Raw genomic sequence first — 18,415 nt, forward strand, 5'->3', positions numbered from 1 at the left:
TCATGAAACCCTTGGGTCCAACCCGTTTGATACTGATGACAGCAGCCCTGTCGTGCTGCCAGGCGGCCTTCGCCCATGGCCCGGTGTTCGACTGCTACCTCGAACACGATGACCAGGTGAAATGCGAGGCCGGCTACACCGACGGCAGCTCCGCCGTCGGGAGAAAAATCCGTGTCCAGGATGCCCGCAACAAGCTGCTGCTCGAAGGCAGCATCGGCGCGGACAACACCTATACGTTCCAGGCCCCCGCAGGCGACTACACCGTGTTGTTCCTGGGTGGCGACAACCATGACGCGACCATCCAGTCCGCCGACATTTCCAGGTGAAACAGACCATGACCTTCACACGACGACTGTTCCAAACCCTCGCCGGCGCCACTTTCGGCTGCGTGGCCTGTGCCGCCCAGGCCCACTTCCAGATGCTCTACGTCGAAGACACGGCGCCACAGCGCGGGGATAAGCTGGAGTTTGCGCTGGTGTTCACCCACCCCTTTTCCGGCGGCCCCACCCTGGTGATGGACAAGCCCCGGGCGTTCAGCCAGGTGAGCGCCCACGGCAGCAAGACCATCGACCTACGCCAATACCTGCGGCCGGTGCAGTGGCAGAGCCGCGACAACCAGGCGACGGCCTATCGTGCTTCAATCCCGCGGGAGTTGATGCGCTCGCTGGGCGACCATATTTTCGTCCTCGAACCCGAACCCTACCTGGAAGCCGAGGAAGGCCTGTACATCCAACAGTTCACCAAGCTGATCGTCAACGTCGGCGGCGTCCCCGGCGACTGGGCCGAGCCGCAGGGCTTGCCGGTGGAGATCCAGCCGCTGAGCAAACCCTACGCAAACTGGACGGGTGGCGTGTTCCGCGCCGTGGTACTGGCCGATGGCAAACCGGTGCCATTCGCCGAAGTCGAAATCGAATACCTCAACCATGCCGTCGATATCGAGCAGAACAGCTTCGGCCAGGCAGCCTACGTCACCGCGCCGCAAGCTTCATTCAACGCTCAGAGCACCTACGCGGACGCCCAGGGCATCGTGACCCTGGGCCTGCCCCGCGCCGGTTGGTGGGGCATTGCCGCGCTCGACATCGGCGCGACCAAGACCCACAAGGGCAAGCCGCTGTCGCAGGATGCGGTGTTGTGGGTGCAGGCCAGGGACATGGTGCCCGGCAAGGACTCAGGTATCGCTCATTGAGCTATTGGCTCGCGACTGAACGCCTCGACTTCGCGAATCAAGCCCTGTGCCGCCATCATCACCAGGTCTCGCCCTTTCTCCGGCGAGGCCTGCGCCGGGTCCGAGCCCATGCGCCCGTCGACGTGGCGGGCGCGGAAATCGAAGGCCTCGCGGATCGGTCCCCACGGCGCGATCCGGGGTGAGTAGTCGGCGGTCTTGATCGAGTCCGGGTAGGCCCATTGGGTCACGGCGATCTCGGACGGCGTGGCATGGATGCCGTGGCCGGTGGGGAACTGCGCCTTGGCCAGTTCGCCCACGCCTTCCAGGTCCCACCAGTTGCATAACTTCAGGGCGAACCCCGCCGGGCGACGGGCAAAGCTGGCTTCGGCATACAGCTCGGAAAACGCCGCTTCAATGGACGCGACGTTGCCGCCATGGCCATTGAGAAACAGGATCTTTTCAAAGCCATGGGCCGCCAGCGAATGCACCCAATCGCTGATCGCGGCAATGAACGTCGAGGGCCGCAATGAGATCGTGCCGGGGAAGCCGATATGGTGCTGGGCCATGCCGATATTGAAGGTCGGCGCGATCAGGATATCGGCGCTTTTTTGCGCCTGACACGCAATGATCTCGGGGCACATCCAGTCGGTGCCGAGCAGCCCGGTCGGCCCGTGCTGTTCGTTGGAGCCGATGGGGATGACAATGGTGCGGCTGCGCTCGAGAAAGTGGCCGATCTCGGCCCAGGTCGACAGGTATAGAAGCATCTTGGGTTCCTCAGGGTTTTCAATGATGGCGGGCCACTCGACCCGTGCTGTATTCGCCCGCCGAGCCGGTGCGCGTTCGCGGTTTGGTCGCGATGATCACGAACGCCGCGCACAGGAACACGCAGCCCACGGCTACGACCCCCGTGTTCAAGCTGCCGGTGGCGGTTTTGGCCCAGCCGATCATGGCCGGGCCCCAGAAACCACCGGACAGGCCGATGGTGTTGATCAAGGCAATGCCGCCTGCGGCCGCGTCGCCCTTGATGTGCTCGGAGGGCATCGCCCACAACACGGTGTAGGCCATGAACATCATGCTGATCGACAGGATCAGCAGGGTCATCGACCCCACCAGGTGGCCGCCCGCCAGGGGATAGAGCATCAGCAGGAGCGCACCGGTGGCCGCCGGGACGGCGCAGTGCAGCCGGCGCTCGCCCAGGCGGTCCGAACGGCGCCCGATCCAGTACATGCCCAGTGCCGCCCCGACATAGGGCATGGCGGCATACCAGCCCACTTGCTGGGTGTCTTGCAGGCCCAGGGTCTTGATGATCGCCGGCAGCCAGAAACTCATGGCGTAGATCGAGAAGATGATGCAGAAGTACGCCGAAGCCAGGACATACAGCTTAGGGTCGCGCAGTACCGCACGGAACGAATGGCTGCGGGCATTCGCCGTGCCCAGTTCGGTTTCCAGCAGCTGTTTTTCCGCCTCATTCAGCCAAGGCGCATCGGCGGGCCGGTCGGACAGCACGCAGTACATGAGCACGCCGAGCAATACACAGGGCAAGCCTTCAATCAAAAACATCCATTGCCAGCCGGCCAGACCGCCGACACCGGCAAGCGTGGTGATGAGCCAGGCCGACAAGGGTCCGCCCAGAATGCCGCCCATGGGGCCGGCGATAAACACAACGGCAATCGCCCGCGCCATGCGGTTCGGGCCGTACCAACGCGACAGGTAATAGATCATGCCGGGAGCGAACCCGGCTTCGAATACGCCGAGCAGAAAACGCATCGCATAGAACGTCGGCACGTCCCGTACAAACAACATGCACGCCGAGGTAATACCCCACAGCACAAGGATCCTGCTAAAGGTTTTACGCGCACCGATGCGGGGCAGCATCAGGGTGCTGGGCAGTTCGAACAGCACGTAGCCGATAAAGAAAATCCCCGCGCCGGCGCCGTAGGCAGCATCGGACAAGCCCAGGTCACTTTGCATCTGCAGCTTGGCAAAGCCTACGTTGATGCGGTCCAGGTACGCAAAGACATAGCCGATGAACAACAGCGGCAACAGCCGCCAGTTGAGCTTGTGGTAGAGGGCAGAAATGGCTGCACTTTCTGCCGGCGCCAGGGAGGTTGGCATACGAGTCTCCAGTTGTTTTTGTGGGTCTGCGTACTTGCCAATTCAGGGTGCGCCGGCCCACGATAAGCAGCAAGAGCAACTAAGTTCACTTAGCGTTGCTCTGTAGGCAACACAACTTCTGGAGCGGGTCATCCTTCATGCGTGAGATCAATCAACAACGTCTTCGCTACTTCCACGAAGTGTTGGTGCACGGTTCGATCAGGGGGGCGGCGGACAGCATCAACACCTCGCCCTCGGTGATCACCCGCCAGATCAAGCTGCTGGAAGAGGAATTGGGCGCCAAGCTGTTCGAGCGCCAGGCCCGTGGCGTTCAGCCCACCGAGGCGGCGGCGCATCTGCTGGAGTTCTGGCGCGGCTATCGCTCGCACCAGGAAAAACTCGAAGACCAGTTGCAAGCCATCAAGGGCCTGCAGCAAGGCCATGTGCGGGTGGTGATCAGCGAAGGCTATGTGGATGCGCTGGTCGACAACGTGCTCGCGCCTTTCAGCAAGCAATACCCCAGGCTTGAAGTCACCCTGGACATCCTGCCGGTGGACGATGTGCTCAACGAAGTCGCCGAAAACCGTGCGCATATCGGCCTGGCCTACAACCCGCCGCCCCATCCACACATCGACTACCGCGCCGCCTCGCTGCAGCCGGTGATGTTGCTGGTGCGCCCGGACCATCCACTGGCGGTGCGTGGCACCATGGCGACCGTGACGGAGGTGTTGGAATGCCCATTGGTGCTGACGCCGACCACATTTGGTATTGGCCATGCCATCACCCTGCTGGAATACGCCGAGAAGATCGAAGTACGCCCGACCCTGGTCAGCAACTCCCTGGCGGCACTCAAGCGCCTGGTTGCCACTGGCGGCTTTGCCTCGCTGGCCGGGGAGTTCGCGGCCTATCGGGAAATTGAAAACGGCGAGCTGGCATCGGTGCTGATCGACCATCCGCTGTTGCTGGGGGTGGAGGCCAAGCTGTTGGTGAAGGCCTCAAGACCGCTGGCGGCACCCGCTCAGGAATTGTTGACGTGGATGCTGGAGCGGTTGCCGATGTTTAAAGCGCAGAGCGATTCACATCCCCGACGTTGAGGACTTGACCCAGCGACTTATGAGTTCCAGGGAACCCGGCGCATAGGCGTGGCGCCCCAGTGCCATGAACGCAGACTCTTTCCACACAGGCCATTGCGATACCAATTGATCATTGAACAGGCCGGCCCTCAACAAACTGTGGGTGGCGTTGGGGATGACCACAACGTGTCTATCCCTGGCGCCTGCAAACATCTCCCTGTAGACGCTTGAGTCCTCGGCCGTATTGACGTTCAGGTCCTGGTCGCCCCAAACCGCCAGCACCGGGCCTTGCATGGTTTTCACTGCGCCAGTCACCTCTTCGTTGTAGTTTTTCTGGACGAAGTTGAAATGAGCGCGGTCCATACCGGGAAACAGGTGGGGACTGTAGGCTTGATTCGCTGTGCCGAAAACCTTGTCGTTCTTCTCGTATTGCTCTTTGATAATGGCGTCGATCTCATTCTGGGAACGGCCTTCCTCCGCCAAACGCACCTGCGTGTAGTACATGCCTTGTCGGCGCCAGCTCACGGCCCCGCCGATAATCACTGAAAATCCAGGGGCTCCTTCACTGGCGGCACGCGGAATGACCCAGCCGCCTTGGGAAAAACCCAGGAACCCGACCTTATCCGGAGCAACCCCCTCCTGCTTGCGAACCTGGGCGAGCGCGGCCACCGCTTCCGTGGCACGGTCCGCCATCGACTGGCTGAGCCAATGGCCTGTGCTCTCGCCGATCCCCTGTTTGTCCCAGGTAAACACGCCGATTCCAGCGTCGAGCAAACTGTTGATCAGCGGGAAGTAGCCGTGGGCTGCGAAGCGGTCCATGGGACCATCCCCATGAATGATCAGCGCCACGGGCGGCGCCTGGACATTCAATGGCAAGGCCAGCGTTCCGACCAATTGTGCATCGCCAGAGCGAAACGTCAGCGTCGAAACCCGAGCGTCCTTCAGTTCCATATCGGACAGGTTTTGCAGGACGACTACCGCCAATGCCAGCAGTACCGCGCAGATGCCTGCGCCCGCAAAAACCGCCAGCTTTTTTTGCACGCCCACTGTTCACCAGAACCAATAAGGCAGGAATTTAGGCGTCGGCTCATGGGCCAACTCCAGATGGTAAGTAACGCAATTGAAGAAAAACATATCCAGTATGAGAAAGGTGACAGCCCCGAAAGAAAAGATGACGAACTCACGATGGGGATGCCCGTGAAAACGTGATTCCAACCAGGGCCGCACGGCGACTAGCGTAATCAGACCCAGGCAGGCACCGAGGTAGTTGGGCTGCAGCGGGGTCACCGCATACAAGCTGTACCCATAGGCAAGTAACAGCATCACGAGGCCTATCAGCGGCAACTCCAGGCAGAACCCAAGCAGTTTTTTCCGGGTGTTTGCAAACATTTCACTGCGGTCCACGAAGACATAGGCCGCCAACAACGAAATAGCTGGCGTGATCGACAGTATGTAACGCGCCTTTTTCGAACTTGGAATCGTGAACAGCACAATGATCACAAGGAGCCAGCCGGTGAGGTACAGGAGCATGTTCGTGGCGGCATGAGGCGTACTGTCGAAAAAGTGTTTGCCCTTCCTGATGATCACACTCACTGCAATCAAGGCGGTGACACCGTAGGTCAGCAAGCCTGCCGAAAAGTAGAAGTAATAACGGGGCGCGTGATCACTGCCGAACCGCCCGAGTCCTTGCATGATCAAAACCTCTTGCAGAAAAGCATCGCCGCCCTGCACATAGGCCGCCCAGGTCAGCACCGCGATACCCGTGGCCAGGACCAGGCCCGCCAATAATGAGAACACCACCAGCATGCGCCACTGCCGGCTCAACAGGTAATAAGAGGCGACGACACTGGCAGGTCCGATCAGGCCGATCGGGCCACGAAACGCAAAGCCCAGTGCCAGGCCCGCGAGTACCAGCGGCAACCGATAACGCTGTTGGTGCACCTCGCCCGCGTAGGCCAGGTAAAAGCACACCACCGTAAAAAGTGCCGGGTACACATCCAGCGCCAGGGAGTTCACGCCATCCAGAAATGACCAGGTGAACAGCGCAAACACCACCCCGTAGGCGCCCCACTTCTTCTCATGCAAAGCCCCCAATTTATAAATGAACACCAACATCAACGCGGCAGCGACGCAAAAAGGCACGCCCATCGACAGAATGGAGACACGGCCAAACGGCAAGGACACCAGATAAACCAGGAGTGTATTGATCACCGTGTAATCGGGGTAAGGCTGCAGATCTTCGGCGATTGGAAACAGCGTGACGCCGTGCGCAAGCATATATTGGGCAAAGTCGACAAAGCGCGTGGTGTAATTGAGCACGGCGGGCTTGTATTGCAAGACAGCCAATAGAATAAACGCGACGACAAAAATAAATGAACAGGGCTTTTTTACAGCCACTTCCTTTAGCTTATTCATACGACCTTGCCGTCCCTGAAAAAAGCGCAGACTAGCACTTTGCTTTTCAGGCGTTCCAGATTGGAAAAGTGAAGAGTTGTAAAGGCCGCACACTGTATTCATTCAACCCGGCAACTCGCCGTGGCATTCTGAACATTCGCTGAACATGCGTTAAAAAAATGCGAAGTCAGCCTAAGAAAAACTTCAACTGAATTTAATTTAGCGCCTTGTTGTGTGCGTCATGTGAAGAGGCACCAAGGAATAGTTTTATAAACAATCCGGTCACCTTGAAAAATAAGCAGTCCGTGCGAAAATTCGGAACAAGAGCAAAAAGCAAGGGTAGACACCCGGTGGTACATCAATCAGTTATCCGCACATCAACTCCCTGTTCTCCCCCTCAATCCCTCTTCATAAGATCGCGTGGCTTACAGCCTCCTGGCATCAGGCATTTCAAGGCCTGACAACAACTGATCGGTTGCGCAATCGAACTGTTCGATAAGGAAGTCCAGCAATACACGCACGCGGGGAACCCGGTAACGGTTGCCATGTAGCACCGCGTAGACGCCGGCCTCTGGGACACAAAAGTCAGGCAACAGGACGTTCAGTCGTCCAGCACAGATATCGGCTGCCGCATCCCAGATGGTCTTGCGTGCAATGCCATGCCCGGCCAACGCCCATGCACGCGCGAGTGCGCCATCATTGGTTTCCCATGCCTGGCTCATAGGTACGGTGTAGTTCCATGCCTGACCGTCCACCACAAAGTTAAACGTGTTCAAGGGCCCTGCGCCAGTCACCAGCACGATGAACTTGTGGTTAACCAGGTCAGCAGGGGTCTGCGGTTCGCCGTATCGCGCCAGATAGTCAGGCGAAGCGCACAGTACTCGCCAGTTGGGCGCCAACTGCCTGGCGATCATCGAGCTTTCATGTGGCTGCCCAAACCGGATTGCCAGATCAATATCGTCCTGCAGCAGATTCGACACCGAATCCGACAACGTCAGCGCAACGGACAGTTCCGGGTGCAACTTACTGAATGCCTCAAGCCAGTCATTCAAAAGATTGCGGCCAAAATCGGCAGACGCGGATATCCGTACCTTGCCACGCACCTCAGTTTGACTGGCTTGAAGCCCCGCTTCCGCCTCATCAATCGCCCGCAATGCGACCCAGCATTGCTGCAAGTAAAACCGACCTTCTTCCGTAAGGCGCAACTGACGCGTTGTGCGATCAAACAATTTGGTGCGCAGCGCCGCCTCAAGCTTGATAAGGCGCGCGCTGGCCGCGGCTGGCGACAGCGCCAGTTTGCGCCCTGCGGCAGACAGGCTGCCGAGTGCTGCCGCCTCGACAAACAAACGCATATCACCCAATCGGTCAGTGGCCATATTCAATTCAAATTTGATAGTTCATCAAATGTTAAGCCAATTATCAAATCGTAGGCAATTCATCACACTCATGCCTCCTCTCCCATTGAGCACAAGTCATGACCGGCAAATCACAGGTTGAAAATGGCTCTTTCACAACATCGAGCAATATCGAACACCTCACTACCGAGGGTCTCCCACTGACGGTCCTGTTGGCGCTGACATTGGGTAGCTTTATCGCCACCGCCAACGAAACGGTGCCGGCAGGACTTTTGCCGCAAATCGCCGAAGCATTTGGTGTGTCGCAAGCATGGGCCGGTCAGATGGTGACGCTGTGTGCACTGGGCTCAGGGTTGGCGGCTATTCCTTTGACGCTCGCGTTGCAGGGTTGGCGTCGGCGCGGGGTGCTGTTACTGGCGGTCGGGGTGTTTTGCGCCTGCAATGCGGTGACCGCCCTGTCGCCCTGGTTTGCATTGACGCTGGCGGCTCGCTTCATGGTGGGTATTGCAACCGGTCTGGCCTGGAGCCTGCTGGCCGGCTACGCCAGACGGTTGGTCACCCCACCACTGCAAGGTCGCGCTATGGCGCTGGCCATGCTCGGTATCCCTCTGGCACTTGCCCTGGGCGTACCGCTGGGTGCCTGGCTCGGCAAACTGCTGGGATGGCGATGCGTGTTCGGGACGCTCTCAGGACTCAGCCTTTTGCTGATGGCCTGGATCTATCTGAAAGTGCCTGATTACCCCGGACAACACGCCGATCGACGCCTGCCGCTGCGCAGGGTCTTGCAAACCCCGGGGGTGCGGCCGGTACTGGCGGTGGTCATGGTCTGGATCCTGGCCCATTACACCTTCTATACCTATATTGCTGCGTTCCTGGCTTCTGTTGGCTTGGCCGATCAGGTTGATCAGGGCCTCCTTGCATTCGGTATTGCGGCCTTGTTCGGTCTATGGATGATCGGCACGCTGATTCATGGCAGGCTTCGTAGCCTGGTACTGCTCAGCCTGACAGCATTCACCCTGGTGTCGTTTGTCCTTGGGCTGGGTGACCTGCCCGCCAGTGCGATCTACATCAGCATGGTCTTGTGGGGGATGAGCTTCGGTGGCGCGCCAACCTTACTGCAAACCGCCTTGGCTGAAGTTGCCGGAGACGGCGCTGACATTGCGCAATCGATGCTGGTCACCGTCTTTAACCTGGCGTTTGCAGGCAGCGGTGTGATCGGTGGCGTTCTCTTGGAAACCTGGGGGGCAAGCGCTATTCCCTGGGTAGCGCTGGCGTTGTTGCTGCCGGCGCTGATGATGGTCTCGGTGGCCAAGAGGCATGCTTTCAGGCGTTGACCGTTGAGCTGTGCTAACAATCGGCAATCGAGACTGGCCGAATGGCGGACACGACTCTGCACCAAATGAGTCCATTTGCCCGTGCACGTCGATAAAAATCAAAGTCACGAAAAAAGAGGACGAAGCGCCCACCCAGTAAATTGCAGGCAAAAAAAAGCCACTCGTTAGAGTGGCTTTTTTTTGTGTTTGGAGCGGGAAACGAGACTCGAACTCGCGACCCCGACCTTGGCAAGGTCGTGCTCTACCAACTGAGCTATTCCCGCGTCTTGGTGATGCGCATTCTATAGAATTATCAGAACCGGTCAACCCCTTGATTCGAAAATGTTTTATTTCTTTTCAACGGTGGTGCGCAGATGCGGCCAGGCAGCGCGCAGGTACTGGAGCATGGACCACAAGGTCAGGCCGGCGGCGATGAGCAGCAGGGCGTAGCCGGTCAACACCCAGAAGGAGAAGTCCGACGGGTTGGCCAGCAGGATCACCAGCGCGAGCATCTGCGCGGCGGTTTTCCATTTGCCCATGTTGGAGACAGCGACGTGGGCGCGGGCACCGATTTCGGCCATCCATTCGCGCAGTGCGGACACCACGATTTCGCGGCCGATGATCACGGCGGCCGGCAGGGTCAGCCACAGGTTGCCGTGTTCCTGCACCAGCAGGACCAGGGCGACGGCCACCATGAGTTTGTCCGCTACCGGGTCGAGGAACGCGCCGAACGGCGTGCTCTGTTCCAGGCGACGGGCCAGGTAGCCGTCGAGCCAGTCGGTGGCAGCCGCGAAGGCAAAGACGGAGCTGGAGGCCGCATAGCTCCATTCGTACGGCAAATAAAACAACAGGATGAAAATAGGAATAAGCAGGACGCGTAGAACGGTGATCAGATTAGGGATATTCATCGGCACAACTGGCTACGAGGTGGAAAGGCATTCTATTCGCTGTGCAGATTCGCATAAATCAACTCAGCGAGCTTTTTACTGATACCGGGAGCTTTGGCTATTTCGTCAATGCTGGCACGGGATAGCTCCTGCAAGCCACCAAAATGTTTAAGCAAGTCGCGTCGCCGTGTCGGCCCGACGCCCGCCACCCCTTCCAGGGTTGAGGTTCGCCGGGTTTTGCCGCGTCGGGCGCGGTGACCGGTAATGGCGAAACGGTGCGCCTCATCGCGGATCTGCTGGATCAGGTGCAACGCCGGTGAGTCGCCCTTCAAGGTGAACTCATGGGCGGCATCATTCAAGTACAACGTCTCGAAACCGGCCTTGCGCGTAGCGCCCTTGGCCACGCCGAGCAGGATCAGGTCGGGCACCGCCAGTTCGTTGAGTACGTCGCGGGCCATGGACAGCTGGCCCTTGCCACCGTCCACCAGGAGGATATCCGGCAGTTTGCCCTCGCCGTCCTTCAACTTGCTGAAACGCCGGGTCAGGGCCTGGTGCATGGCTGCGTAGTCATCGCCGGCGGTGACGCCTTCGATGTTGTAGCGACGGTAATCGGCTTTGATCGGCCCTTCCGGCCCGAACACCACGCAGGACGCCACCGTGGCTTCGCCACTGGAGTGGCTGATGTCGTAACACTCCAGGCGCTGCGGCGGCTCGTCCAGGTTGAGGACTTCGGCCAGGGCGTCGAAGCGTGCGGCGACGTGCTGTCGGTTGGCCAGGCGTGCGCCCAGGGCCTGCTCGGCATTGGTCACGGCCAGTTGCTGCCAACGGGCTCGCGTGCCGCGTACGCGATGGCTGATGTCCAGCTCGCGGCCGCGCAATTCGTGGATGGCCTCGATCAGCGTGGGGAAGTCTTCGTGCACCACGTTGACGATCAGCTCCGACGGCAGGTCGCGCTCCGGGCTGCTCACGTAGTACTGGCCCAGGAAGGCCGCCATGACCTCAGCCACGTCTTCGTCGATACCGGTCTGCGGGAAGAAGTTCTTGCTGCCCAATACCCGCCCGCCCCGCACGCTGATAAGGTGCACGCAGGCACCGCCCGGGTTGACGAAGGCGGCGATCACATCGACGTCACCGGTACCGCCTTCCATGCTCTGCTGGTCCTGCACGCGGCGCAGCAGGGAGATCTGGTCGCGCAGTTCGGCGGCCTTTTCGAAATCCAGGGTGCTGGCCGCCTGCTCCATGGCGCCGGAGAGTTCGTCGGTGAGGGCATTGCTGCGCCCTTCGAGAAACATCACCGAGTGACGCACATCCTCGGCGTACTCGGCCGCCTCCACCAGGCCCACACAGGGTGCCTTGCAGCGCTTGATCTGGTATTGCAGGCACGGCCGGGTGCGGTTCTTGTAGAAGCTGTCTTCGCACTGGCGCACAAAAAAGGTCTTTTGCAGCAGGCTCAGGCTTTCGCGGATCGCGCCGGCGCTGGGATAGGGCCCGAAATACTTGCCCTTCTGCTTCTTCGCGCCTCGGTGAATGCTCAGGCGTGGGAAGTTGCCGTCGGATAAAAACACGTAGGGGTAGGACTTATCATCGCGCAGCAGAATGTTGTAAGGCGGCCGCCACTCCTTGATCAGCGTCTGCTCAAGCAGCAGTGCTTCGGTTTCATTGGCGGTGATGGTGGTTTCGACCTGGGCGATGCGCGCCACCAACGCGGCGGTTTTCGGCGCGAGACCGCTCTTGCGAAAGTAGCTCGCCAGGCGGTTCTTCAGGTTCTTGGCTTTGCCGACATACAGCAGGCGCGCCTCGCTGTCGAACATGCGGTACACGCCGGGGCGGCCACTGCAGGTCGAGAGGAAGGCACTGGGATCAAACGGTGTGGTCATGTCAGGCGCTGGCGTCCACCATGCCGTGGCGCACCGCGAGCAGGGTCAATTCAACATCACTGCTGATGGCGAGCTTCTCGAAAATGCGATAACGGTAGGTGTTGACGGTCTTGGGCGACAGGCACAACTTGTCGGAGATCGTCTGCACCTTCTGGCAGCCGACGATCATCAGGGCAATCTGGATTTCCCGCTCCGACAGCGCATCGAACGGCGAGTCGCTGGTGGGCTGGAAAGATTTGATGGCCAGTTGCTGGGCGATCTGCGGGCTGATGTAACGCTGCCCGGCAAACACCAGGCGAATGGCTTGCACCATCTCGGCCAGGCCGGCGCCCTTGGTCAGGTAACCGGCCGCGCCGGCCTGCAACAGGCGCGTCGGGAACGGGTCTTCTTCACACACGGTCACCACCACGACCTTGATGTCCGGGTGGCTGCGCAACAATTTGGTCGTGGCGCCAAGACCACCGATACCGGGCATCTTGACGTCCATCAGTACCACATCGGGTTTCAACTCCCGGGCCTTGATCAGGGACTCTTCCCCGGACTCGGCCTGACCGACTACTTGCAGGCCATCGATGTCAGCCAGCATTCGTGTAATGCCTGTACGAACGAGATCATGGTCATCGACTACTAGCACCCTAATCAAGCAGACACCTCGCGATATGGTCTTATAGGTTGCTGAACACCTTAGCAAAAAACCAAGGCGCAGACCTAGCTGCAAGCGTCATATATATAGAGTTTGAATACACAGCAGCCGTCCACCCTGCGGTGGACGGCTCTATTTGTTGGGCAGCAGGTCAGGAATCCTGGGGCTGCGGTCTGCTTTTTCCATTCAGTGACACGGAGTGCTCGGCCAGGCTTGACGTCAAGCGACGGATTGCAGCCTGGTCTTCCTTGAACATCGCACGGTAGTCACCCAATACTTTTTCTTCAACCTGGCTCAGGTTATCCAGTTGAATCGGGGTAGGCGTACCGGTCAACACGTACAGCACATCCACACCTTTCTCGGCGACACGCGACAGGTAGTCCGCTTTAGGCGCCCGTCCTCCACTTTCGTATTTACCTTGTGCGTTGGCTTCAACGCCGCCTATTTCACCAAAAACTTTTTGCGACAAGCCAAGTCGCTCCCTTTCTTGCCTCAAACGCGAACCGATTCCACTCATTTGGATGTATGATCCTGGCTGGGACACCCCAAGAGGTGACACACTCATCTTTTTGCTAAACAAACTTGAACGGTTTTGAACTATGCCCGGAATCCGTACTGCCGCACAAGCCAAGGCCTGGCTGGAACATCAAGGAAAGTCAGTTCAAGCGTTCGCGCGTGAACATGGCGTTGATCCGGCAACCACCTATCAAGTGCTCGCTGGGCGCAAAAAGGGACGACGTGGAGAGGCCCATAAGGTAGCGGTCCTCTTGGGCATGAAAGAAGGGATCATCCATTCTGAGGCTGATGCTCAAAAAAACGATCAGGAGGTCATTTCCTGAAGCCAGTATGCGCTTATTAGAATTGGGTGCGTGGTTTAGCTTGATGGACAGAGACGTTCCATGCGCCAGAAGCAGTTTTCTTCACCGACGATACTCAGCCCCATGCGCTGATAGAGCCTTCGGGCCGGATTGGTCTTGAACACGGTCAGACGCAGCAACCCCAGGACCTGAGCTTTGAGCGCCATCTGCTCCAAGACCCAACTGCCCGCGCCCTGCCCACGACATGCCGCAAGCATATGCAGCTCACGGATATAGAGTGCGCGGCTGTCGCGGCTCAAACTGATAAAGCCCAACACGGTCTCGTCGTTGCAGATCAGCCAGTTTTCGCGGCCCGCCCAAGCCACATCGAAGCCGTCGTTGGACCACACCAGATCGTATTGCAGGTAATAGCGACTCATGGCCTCAAAGGTCAGGGTTCGGGCGAACGGCAAGTCCTGGTCCGTCGCAGCGCGCAGGTGAAACGCCATTTACAGCGCTACCACTTGGCCAGCCCACACGGCGCCATGACGACGGGCGATTACCAGCGCATCACCCAGGCCCGACGCAGCAGCCAGTAAACGGCCATCTGCGGCCCAAATGACGCTGCGACCGGCACACACATAGCCACCCGATGGCCCGCCATGGTTGGCTACCAGCACCACCAGGCCATGCTCGGCCGCATACCCCTGGAGCAACGCGCTGTCCGCTGCGTAGCCGCCTTCGCTGATCAACACACCGGCGGCATAGACAGTGGCGCCCACCTGGGCCGCCTGGCGCGGGTGACTGGCGCGGGAGAAATCCGCGCACACCGCCAGCGCAATCCGCTCATCGCCGATGTCGAGCGCCGCTCCCCCCTGCCCTGGGGCAAACGCCGCTTCTTCGCCTGGATGCAGATGCTGCTTGGTGTACACCGCAAGAGAACCGTCTGCCCTCAACACCAGCGCGCCGATCAGCACACCTGCCCCAGGTGCCAGGCGAATCGGCATGCCGACCACCGCCGTCAAGCCCAATTCCCGTGCCATTTCGCGCAGCGGTGCCAGCAGCGCGTCTTCGGGAGCAATCGCTAATTCGGCCGCGAGTGATGGTTCATAGCCGGTCAAAGACAGTTCCGGAAATACCAGCACGTGCACGCCATGTTCGGCCGCCGCGTGCATGAGGGCCAAGTGCCGTTCGATATTGGCCGGCACGTCGCCCGCGATGGAAACAGATTGAGCAGCAGCAAGGGTCAGGGCAGTCATGGTCGCGTCCAGGCAATCATCCAAGGTGTTGCAAGCATATCGCGGTCGATAGCGGTCAGTACCCCCGCGCAATAGAAATTACTGATTGAATCCACCTGCGTGCCTCTAGTAAGCTCCCCCCATCATTTGGAGACACACCATGTTGCAACTCACCCCCACTCAGGTTTGCCCTGTTGCCAGCGCCCCGCGCTCGGTATCGGCTACCCGTGTGAACGGTTCGAGCGCACTGGTCAGCTTTTATTTTGGGTATTGGTTTAGCCACTGGCGCGCCTGATACCTGAAATCGGCGCCCACTACTCAAGGGGTCGCCTACCAGAGAAATCCAAACCCCCGGTCGGCTCCCCGACCGGGGGTTTTGTTTTTTCAGGCCCCAATATTTTTTGACGAACACTTAAAGGACACACGACATGAACTACGCCACCTATTACCGCTACGACACTTCCACTGCATGGCGATTTAGCCAGCTCCGCTCGGGACAGCCTGCCGCCTCCGATCGGTCACCTATGGGTGGCAAGCCAACACACACAGCCAATACGGCCCACTGTCGAACACCCCAGTAGGGCCAGGCGCGCGGGAACAGCCCGCCGCTTGCCCAGGAAGCCTTGAATATGAACTCTGCCACCGCCGCTCTGCCCGTTTCTGCCCTGACCAGCGCCAATGAAGCCCTGACCCAGCGCTTGCCCAGCGCGCTTGATTTAAAGCTCAAGCTGCCGCTCAGCCCGTTCCTCAATGAACAAGTCCACGCCCATCGCCACGCCGTGCGCGCTATCCTCAATGGTCAGGATTCACGTTTGCTGGTGATCGTCGGCCCGTGCTCGATCCACGACCCGGAGTCGGCCATGGAATACGCACGCAACCTGAGGAAACTCGCACTCGAAGTGAGCGACCAGATGTTGCTGGTGATCCGCGCCTACGTCGAAAAACCGCGCACCACCATCGGCTGGAAAGGCCTTGCCTACGACCCGCACCTGGACGGCAGCGACGACATGGCCGCGGGTCTCAGCCTGTCCCGCGAACTGATGCGCGAAATGCTGCGCCTGGGCCTGCCGGTCGCCACTGAGCTGCTGCAACCGATGGCCGCCGGCTACTTCGATGACCTGCTCAGTTGGGTCGCGATTGGCGCACGCACCACCGAATCACAGATCCACCGCGAAATGGCCAGCGGCCTGGGCATGCCCGTGGGCTTCAAGAACGGCACCGACGGCGGCGTGGCGATTGCCTGCGACGCGATGCGCTCGGCGTCCCACCCGCACCGTCACTTCGGCGTCGACAGCCAGGGGCACCCGGCGATCATCCAGACCCCGGGCAACCCCGACACCCACCTGGTGCTGCGCGGCGGCCACCGTGGGCCGAACTACGATGCGCAAAGCGTGGCGCAGGTGAAACACGACCTGGCCAAGTCCAAGGTGGCGGCGCGGATCATGGTCGATTGCAGCCATGCCAACAGCGGCAAAGACCCGCTGCGTCAACCGGCGGTGTTCAACGACGTGCTGGAGCATCGCTTGCAGGGCGACACGTCGCTGATCGGCATGATGCTCGAAAGCCACCTGTTCGAAGGCTGCCAGCCGTTGAGCGCATCGATGAAGTACGGCGTGTCGGTGACCGATGGCTGCCTGGGCTGGGATGCCACCGAGCAGTTGTTGCGTAGCGCTGCCGAGCGTCTTCGCGCACAAGGCTGAACGACCAAGGCGCTGCCACATCGTGTACGGCGCCTCATCAAATTGCTCGAGTTTCGCAAACACCAGGCGTCAGTGCCGCTGTGAACGACTGCGGCTCGGGATGGGCGTGAACAATCAAAAACCTTCACGTGAGTTCCTCAAACAGCGCAGGCATGTTTCATGCTCTATCAGGGTCACGCCATTGCCTTGGAAACACGTTGCGCAGGTCCGTCTGCAATTAATCCAGGTTGCGGAGCTGGTTCACGGTGCAGCCGAACGCCCGGGCGAACAGCGCAAAGTCCGGGTTACATGGCAGCACCACCAGCGGGCAGTCCAACTCCTCCGTCAACTCGGCCGGGTAGTCCAGCACTAACAGGGCGGCATCGGCTTCGGTGCGCAGGGCGGCGTCGAGCATGGCATCGAGGGCCTCACGGTTGCCCCAGATGGCCTTGGGTCATGCGGAGGTTTCCTTGGATTGAGTCGCCAGCATGACTCTACATCGTCGCGAAAGCCCGGCGACACCCATCCAGCCCCCCGTAAATTCGTGATCTGCGGTAAAGAGTCCTTTTCGGGTTCGACGGTTTTTCCGAAGGAGCAACAGGCGGATACTCGACTCCATTGTTCCCCCCTTCAGGAGTTACTGATGTCCACCACGCAAAACGTTCCGGCCTTTGGCCTAGGCACCTTCCGTCTGCAAGGTCAGGTGGTGATCGATTCCGTCAGCACCGGCCTCGAGCTGGGCTACCGCGTCATCGATACGGCGCAAATCTACGAGAACGAAACCGACGTCGGCCAGGCCATTGCCGACAGCGGCATCCCGCGCGATGAGCTGTTCATCACCAGCAAGATCTGGATCGCCAACTTCGCCGACGGCCAGTTGATTCCAAGCCTGAAAGAAAGCCTGCGCAAACTGAAAACCGACTTCCTGGACCTTACCCTGATCCACTGGCCCTCGCCGGAAGACCAGGTGCCTGTCGCCGAGTTCATGGGCCAGTTGCTGGAAGCCAAGCGCCTGGGCCTGACCCGACAGATCGGCATCTCCAACTTCACCATCGACCTGATGAAGCAAGCGATTGCGGCGGTGGGTGCGCAGAATATCGCCACCAACCAGATCGAGCTGCACCCCTACCTGCAAAACCGCAAGGTCGTGGACTTCGCCACCGCCAACGGTATCCAGATCACGTCCTACATGACCCTGGCCTACGGCGAAGTGCTCAAGGACCCGGTGATCCGGCAAATCGCCGAACGCCATCAGGCGACCCCGGCGCAAGTGACGCTGGCCTGGGCCATGCAACTGGGTTACGCCGTCATCCCGTCGTCGACCAAACGCGTCAACCTGGAAAGCAACCTCAAGGCCCTGCAACTGACCTTGAGCCCTGCCGACATGGTACAGATTGCCGAGCTGGAACGCGGTCATCGCCTGACCAGCCCCAAGGGTATCGCCCCGCAGTGGGACTAAACTCCGGCCACAGGCGTGCGGGATAATTCCCGCAGCCATGGCAGCACGCGCAGGCCTGTGGCGGCCACGGGCGGGTCGATGATGTCCATGAAGTGTTCGAGGTTGACGTTGTCCGGCACGCCGGGCAGGCGTACCAGCACCGCCGGCGTTGCGTCGGCAGACAGGCCCAGATCCAGGTGATCATAGACCAGCACATGATGCACCTGGGGTTGAGGACCGCAGGTGTGGATCGCCAGCCCCGCGTTGATGATCAGGACATCGAACGGCTGCGCCGGGATGGCGGTGAGCAGTTGGACCTCTTCGAAGGTCTGCACCGGAACGATCCGGTGATAACCCAACTGGTTGAGCATTTTTTCGATATACAGGCGTTGCAGGTGTTGCTCATCGGCAATCAGGATGGTCAGTGCTTTGTTTGGCATGGCGAACCCCTGGGCAGGCAGT

At 59.8% G+C, this 18,415-nt stretch carries 19 protein-coding genes, 1 tRNA gene and 1 pseudogene; 7 read left to right on the plus strand and 14 right to left on the minus strand.

Annotated features, from left to right (window positions below):
- The first annotated feature begins 2 nt into the window (after positions 1 to 2).
- Both BFN10_RS10495 and BFN10_RS10500 read left to right on the plus strand, forming a co-directional pair.
- Entirely contained in the window at positions 3 to 326 is a 324-nt protein-coding gene (locus BFN10_RS10495) for a hypothetical protein (protein WP_071489626.1), read from the plus strand.
- Positions 327 to 334: 8 nt separating this feature from the next.
- A complete protein-coding gene (locus tag BFN10_RS10500; RefSeq protein ID WP_071489627.1) occupies positions 335 to 1,186 on the plus strand; it encodes a DUF4198 domain-containing protein in 852 nt (283 codons plus the stop codon).
- Here BFN10_RS10500 and BFN10_RS10505 read toward each other — a convergent pair.
- Together BFN10_RS10505 and BFN10_RS10510 are read right to left on the minus strand one after the other, a co-directional pair.
- Positions 1,180 to 1,929: a creatininase family protein gene (locus BFN10_RS10505; protein WP_071489628.1), complete on the minus strand. Its 750-nt coding sequence runs from the start codon at positions 1,927 to 1,929 to the stop codon at positions 1,180 to 1,182. The genes BFN10_RS10500 and BFN10_RS10505 overlap by 7 nt on opposite strands.
- A 19-nt stretch (positions 1,930 to 1,948) precedes the next feature.
- A complete protein-coding gene (locus tag BFN10_RS10510; RefSeq protein WP_071489629.1) occupies positions 1,949 to 3,280 on the minus strand; it encodes an MFS transporter in 1,332 nt (443 codons plus the stop codon).
- Positions 3,281 to 3,417: 137 nt separating this feature from the next.
- Here BFN10_RS10510 and BFN10_RS10515 point away from each other — a divergent pair, with 137 nt between their 5' ends.
- Positions 3,418 to 4,353 (plus strand): LysR family transcriptional regulator, encoded by a 936-nt coding sequence (locus BFN10_RS10515; RefSeq protein WP_071489630.1) that lies wholly within the window; start codon positions 3,418 to 3,420, stop codon positions 4,351 to 4,353.
- Here the strand turns inward: BFN10_RS10515 and BFN10_RS10520 are convergent.
- The 3 genes from BFN10_RS10520 to BFN10_RS10530 form a co-directional block, all read right to left on the minus strand.
- Positions 4,336 to 5,373, minus strand: a complete 1,038-nt coding sequence (locus tag BFN10_RS10520; protein WP_071489744.1) for an alpha/beta hydrolase family protein — start codon at positions 5,371 to 5,373, stop codon at positions 4,336 to 4,338. The genes BFN10_RS10515 and BFN10_RS10520 overlap by 18 nt on opposite strands.
- A 9-nt stretch (positions 5,374 to 5,382) precedes the next feature.
- Positions 5,383 to 6,747 (minus strand): ArnT family glycosyltransferase, encoded by a 1,365-nt coding sequence (locus BFN10_RS10525; RefSeq protein WP_083351565.1) that lies wholly within the window; start codon positions 6,745 to 6,747, stop codon positions 5,383 to 5,385.
- A 404-nt stretch (positions 6,748 to 7,151) separates the two neighbouring features.
- A complete protein-coding gene (locus tag BFN10_RS10530; RefSeq protein ID WP_071489631.1) occupies positions 7,152 to 8,102 on the minus strand; it encodes a LysR family transcriptional regulator in 951 nt (316 codons plus the stop codon).
- Between the two features lie 98 nt (positions 8,103 to 8,200).
- Here BFN10_RS10530 and BFN10_RS10535 point away from each other — a divergent pair, with 98 nt between their 5' ends.
- On the plus strand, positions 8,201 to 9,415 hold the full coding sequence (locus tag BFN10_RS10535) for an MFS transporter (RefSeq protein ID WP_071489632.1): 1,215 nt from the start codon (positions 8,201 to 8,203) through the stop codon (positions 9,413 to 9,415).
- A 187-nt stretch (positions 9,416 to 9,602) separates the two neighbouring features.
- Here BFN10_RS10535 and BFN10_RS10540 read toward each other — a convergent pair.
- The 5 genes from BFN10_RS10540 to BFN10_RS10560 all read right to left on the minus strand — a co-directional run bounded on the left by BFN10_RS10540 (position 9,603) and on the right by BFN10_RS10560 (position 13,318).
- Positions 9,603 to 9,678 (minus strand) — tRNA-Gly (locus BFN10_RS10540).
- 63 nt (positions 9,679 to 9,741) lie between these two features.
- Positions 9,742 to 10,302 carry a CDP-diacylglycerol--glycerol-3-phosphate 3-phosphatidyltransferase gene (gene pgsA, locus BFN10_RS10545; RefSeq protein WP_003232771.1) on the minus strand — a complete coding sequence of 187 codons (561 nt, stop codon included), beginning with the start codon at positions 10,300 to 10,302 and terminating at the stop codon, positions 9,742 to 9,744.
- A 32-nt stretch (positions 10,303 to 10,334) separates the two neighbouring features.
- Positions 10,335 to 12,158 (minus strand): excinuclease ABC subunit UvrC, encoded by a 1,824-nt coding sequence (uvrC, locus tag BFN10_RS10550; protein WP_071489633.1) that lies wholly within the window; start codon positions 12,156 to 12,158, stop codon positions 10,335 to 10,337.
- Between the two features lies 1 nt (position 12,159).
- The gene (gene gacA / locus BFN10_RS10555; RefSeq protein ID WP_003190387.1) at positions 12,160 to 12,801 is read right to left on the minus strand and encodes a response regulator transcription factor GacA; all 642 of its coding nucleotides are present in this window, start codon (positions 12,799 to 12,801) and stop codon (positions 12,160 to 12,162) included.
- Positions 12,802 to 12,952: 151 nt separating this feature from the next.
- Positions 12,953 to 13,318 carry a helix-turn-helix domain-containing protein gene (locus BFN10_RS10560; RefSeq protein ID WP_071489634.1) on the minus strand — a complete coding sequence of 122 codons (366 nt, stop codon included), beginning with the start codon at positions 13,316 to 13,318 and terminating at the stop codon, positions 12,953 to 12,955.
- 82 nt (positions 13,319 to 13,400) lie between these two features.
- On the opposite strand from BFN10_RS10560, the gene BFN10_RS10565 reads away from it, so the two are divergent.
- Positions 13,401 to 13,640, plus strand: coding sequence for a DNA-binding protein (locus BFN10_RS10565; RefSeq protein WP_071489635.1), 240 nt, complete (start codon positions 13,401 to 13,403; stop codon positions 13,638 to 13,640).
- Positions 13,641 to 13,675: 35 nt separating this feature from the next.
- On the opposite strand, the gene BFN10_RS10570 is transcribed toward BFN10_RS10565, so the two are convergent.
- Positions 13,676 to 14,107 (minus strand): GNAT family N-acetyltransferase, encoded by a 432-nt coding sequence (locus tag BFN10_RS10570; protein WP_071489636.1) that lies wholly within the window; start codon positions 14,105 to 14,107, stop codon positions 13,676 to 13,678.
- Entirely contained in the window at positions 14,108 to 14,857 is a 750-nt protein-coding gene (locus BFN10_RS10575) for a carbon-nitrogen hydrolase family protein (RefSeq protein ID WP_071489637.1), read from the minus strand.
- A gap of 608 nt (positions 14,858 to 15,465) precedes the next feature.
- Between BFN10_RS10575 and BFN10_RS10580 the strand changes: the two genes are divergently transcribed.
- Complete coding sequence (locus tag BFN10_RS10580; protein WP_071489638.1) at positions 15,466 to 16,536, plus strand: 3-deoxy-7-phosphoheptulonate synthase; 1,071 nt, start codon at positions 15,466 to 15,468, stop codon at positions 16,534 to 16,536.
- A 137-nt stretch (positions 16,537 to 16,673) separates the two neighbouring features.
- Here the strand turns inward: BFN10_RS10580 and BFN10_RS30120 are convergent.
- Positions 16,674 to 16,963, minus strand: a pseudogene (locus BFN10_RS30120) (hypothetical protein); the annotation flags it as partial.
- A 195-nt stretch (positions 16,964 to 17,158) separates the two neighbouring features.
- Between BFN10_RS30120 and dkgB the strand changes: the two are divergent.
- On the plus strand, positions 17,159 to 17,974 hold the full coding sequence (gene dkgB / locus BFN10_RS10585; RefSeq protein ID WP_071489639.1) for a 2,5-didehydrogluconate reductase DkgB: 816 nt from the start codon (positions 17,159 to 17,161) through the stop codon (positions 17,972 to 17,974).
- On the opposite strand, the gene BFN10_RS10590 is transcribed toward dkgB, so the two are convergent.
- A complete protein-coding gene (locus BFN10_RS10590; RefSeq protein WP_071489640.1) occupies positions 17,971 to 18,393 on the minus strand; it encodes an ANTAR domain-containing protein in 423 nt (140 codons plus the stop codon). The two genes, dkgB and BFN10_RS10590, sit on opposite strands and share 4 nt — an antisense overlap.
- Between the last annotated feature and the right edge of the window lie 22 nt (positions 18,394 to 18,415).

The organism is Pseudomonas extremorientalis (genome assembly GCF_001870465.1).
GTDB classification, from domain to species: Bacteria; Pseudomonadota; Gammaproteobacteria; order Pseudomonadales; family Pseudomonadaceae; genus Aquipseudomonas; species Aquipseudomonas extremorientalis.

Excerpts from the sequence above, each read along its gene's own strand:
- BFN10_RS10510 (WP_071489629.1), bottom strand. The coding sequence starts at position 3,280 with ATGCCAACCTCCCTGGCGCCGGCAGAAAGTGCAGCCATTTCTGCCCTC.
- BFN10_RS10580 (WP_071489638.1), top strand. The coding sequence starts at position 15,466 with ATGAACTCTGCCACCGCCGCTCTGCCCGTTTCTGCCCTGACCAGCGCC.
- BFN10_RS10570 (WP_071489636.1), bottom strand. The coding sequence starts at position 14,107 with ATGGCGTTTCACCTGCGCGCTGCGACGGACCAGGACTTGCCGTTCGCC.
- BFN10_RS10505 (WP_071489628.1), bottom strand. The coding sequence starts at position 1,929 with ATGCTTCTATACCTGTCGACCTGGGCCGAGATCGGCCACTTTCTCGAG.
- BFN10_RS10525 (WP_083351565.1), bottom strand. The coding sequence starts at position 6,747 with ATGAATAAGCTAAAGGAAGTGGCTGTAAAAAAGCCCTGTTCATTTATT.
- BFN10_RS10575 (WP_071489637.1), bottom strand. The coding sequence starts at position 14,857 with ATGACTGCCCTGACCCTTGCTGCTGCTCAATCTGTTTCCATCGCGGGC.
- BFN10_RS10590 (WP_071489640.1), bottom strand. The coding sequence starts at position 18,393 with ATGCCAAACAAAGCACTGACCATCCTGATTGCCGATGAGCAACACCTG.
- dkgB (WP_071489639.1), top strand. The coding sequence starts at position 17,159 with ATGTCCACCACGCAAAACGTTCCGGCCTTTGGCCTAGGCACCTTCCGT.
- BFN10_RS10500 (WP_071489627.1), top strand. The coding sequence starts at position 335 with ATGACCTTCACACGACGACTGTTCCAAACCCTCGCCGGCGCCACTTTC.
- BFN10_RS10515 (WP_071489630.1), top strand. The coding sequence starts at position 3,418 with ATGCGTGAGATCAATCAACAACGTCTTCGCTACTTCCACGAAGTGTTG.
- BFN10_RS10495 (WP_071489626.1), top strand. The coding sequence starts at position 3 with ATGAAACCCTTGGGTCCAACCCGTTTGATACTGATGACAGCAGCCCTG.
- BFN10_RS10535 (WP_071489632.1), top strand. The coding sequence starts at position 8,201 with ATGACCGGCAAATCACAGGTTGAAAATGGCTCTTTCACAACATCGAGC.
- BFN10_RS10560 (WP_071489634.1), bottom strand. The coding sequence starts at position 13,318 with ATGAGTGGAATCGGTTCGCGTTTGAGGCAAGAAAGGGAGCGACTTGGC.
- pgsA (WP_003232771.1), bottom strand. The coding sequence starts at position 10,302 with ATGAATATCCCTAATCTGATCACCGTTCTACGCGTCCTGCTTATTCCT.
- BFN10_RS10530 (WP_071489631.1), bottom strand. The coding sequence starts at position 8,102 with ATGGCCACTGACCGATTGGGTGATATGCGTTTGTTTGTCGAGGCGGCA.
- BFN10_RS10565 (WP_071489635.1), top strand. The coding sequence starts at position 13,401 with ATGCCCGGAATCCGTACTGCCGCACAAGCCAAGGCCTGGCTGGAACAT.
- uvrC (WP_071489633.1), bottom strand. The coding sequence starts at position 12,158 with ATGACCACACCGTTTGATCCCAGTGCCTTCCTCTCGACCTGCAGTGGC.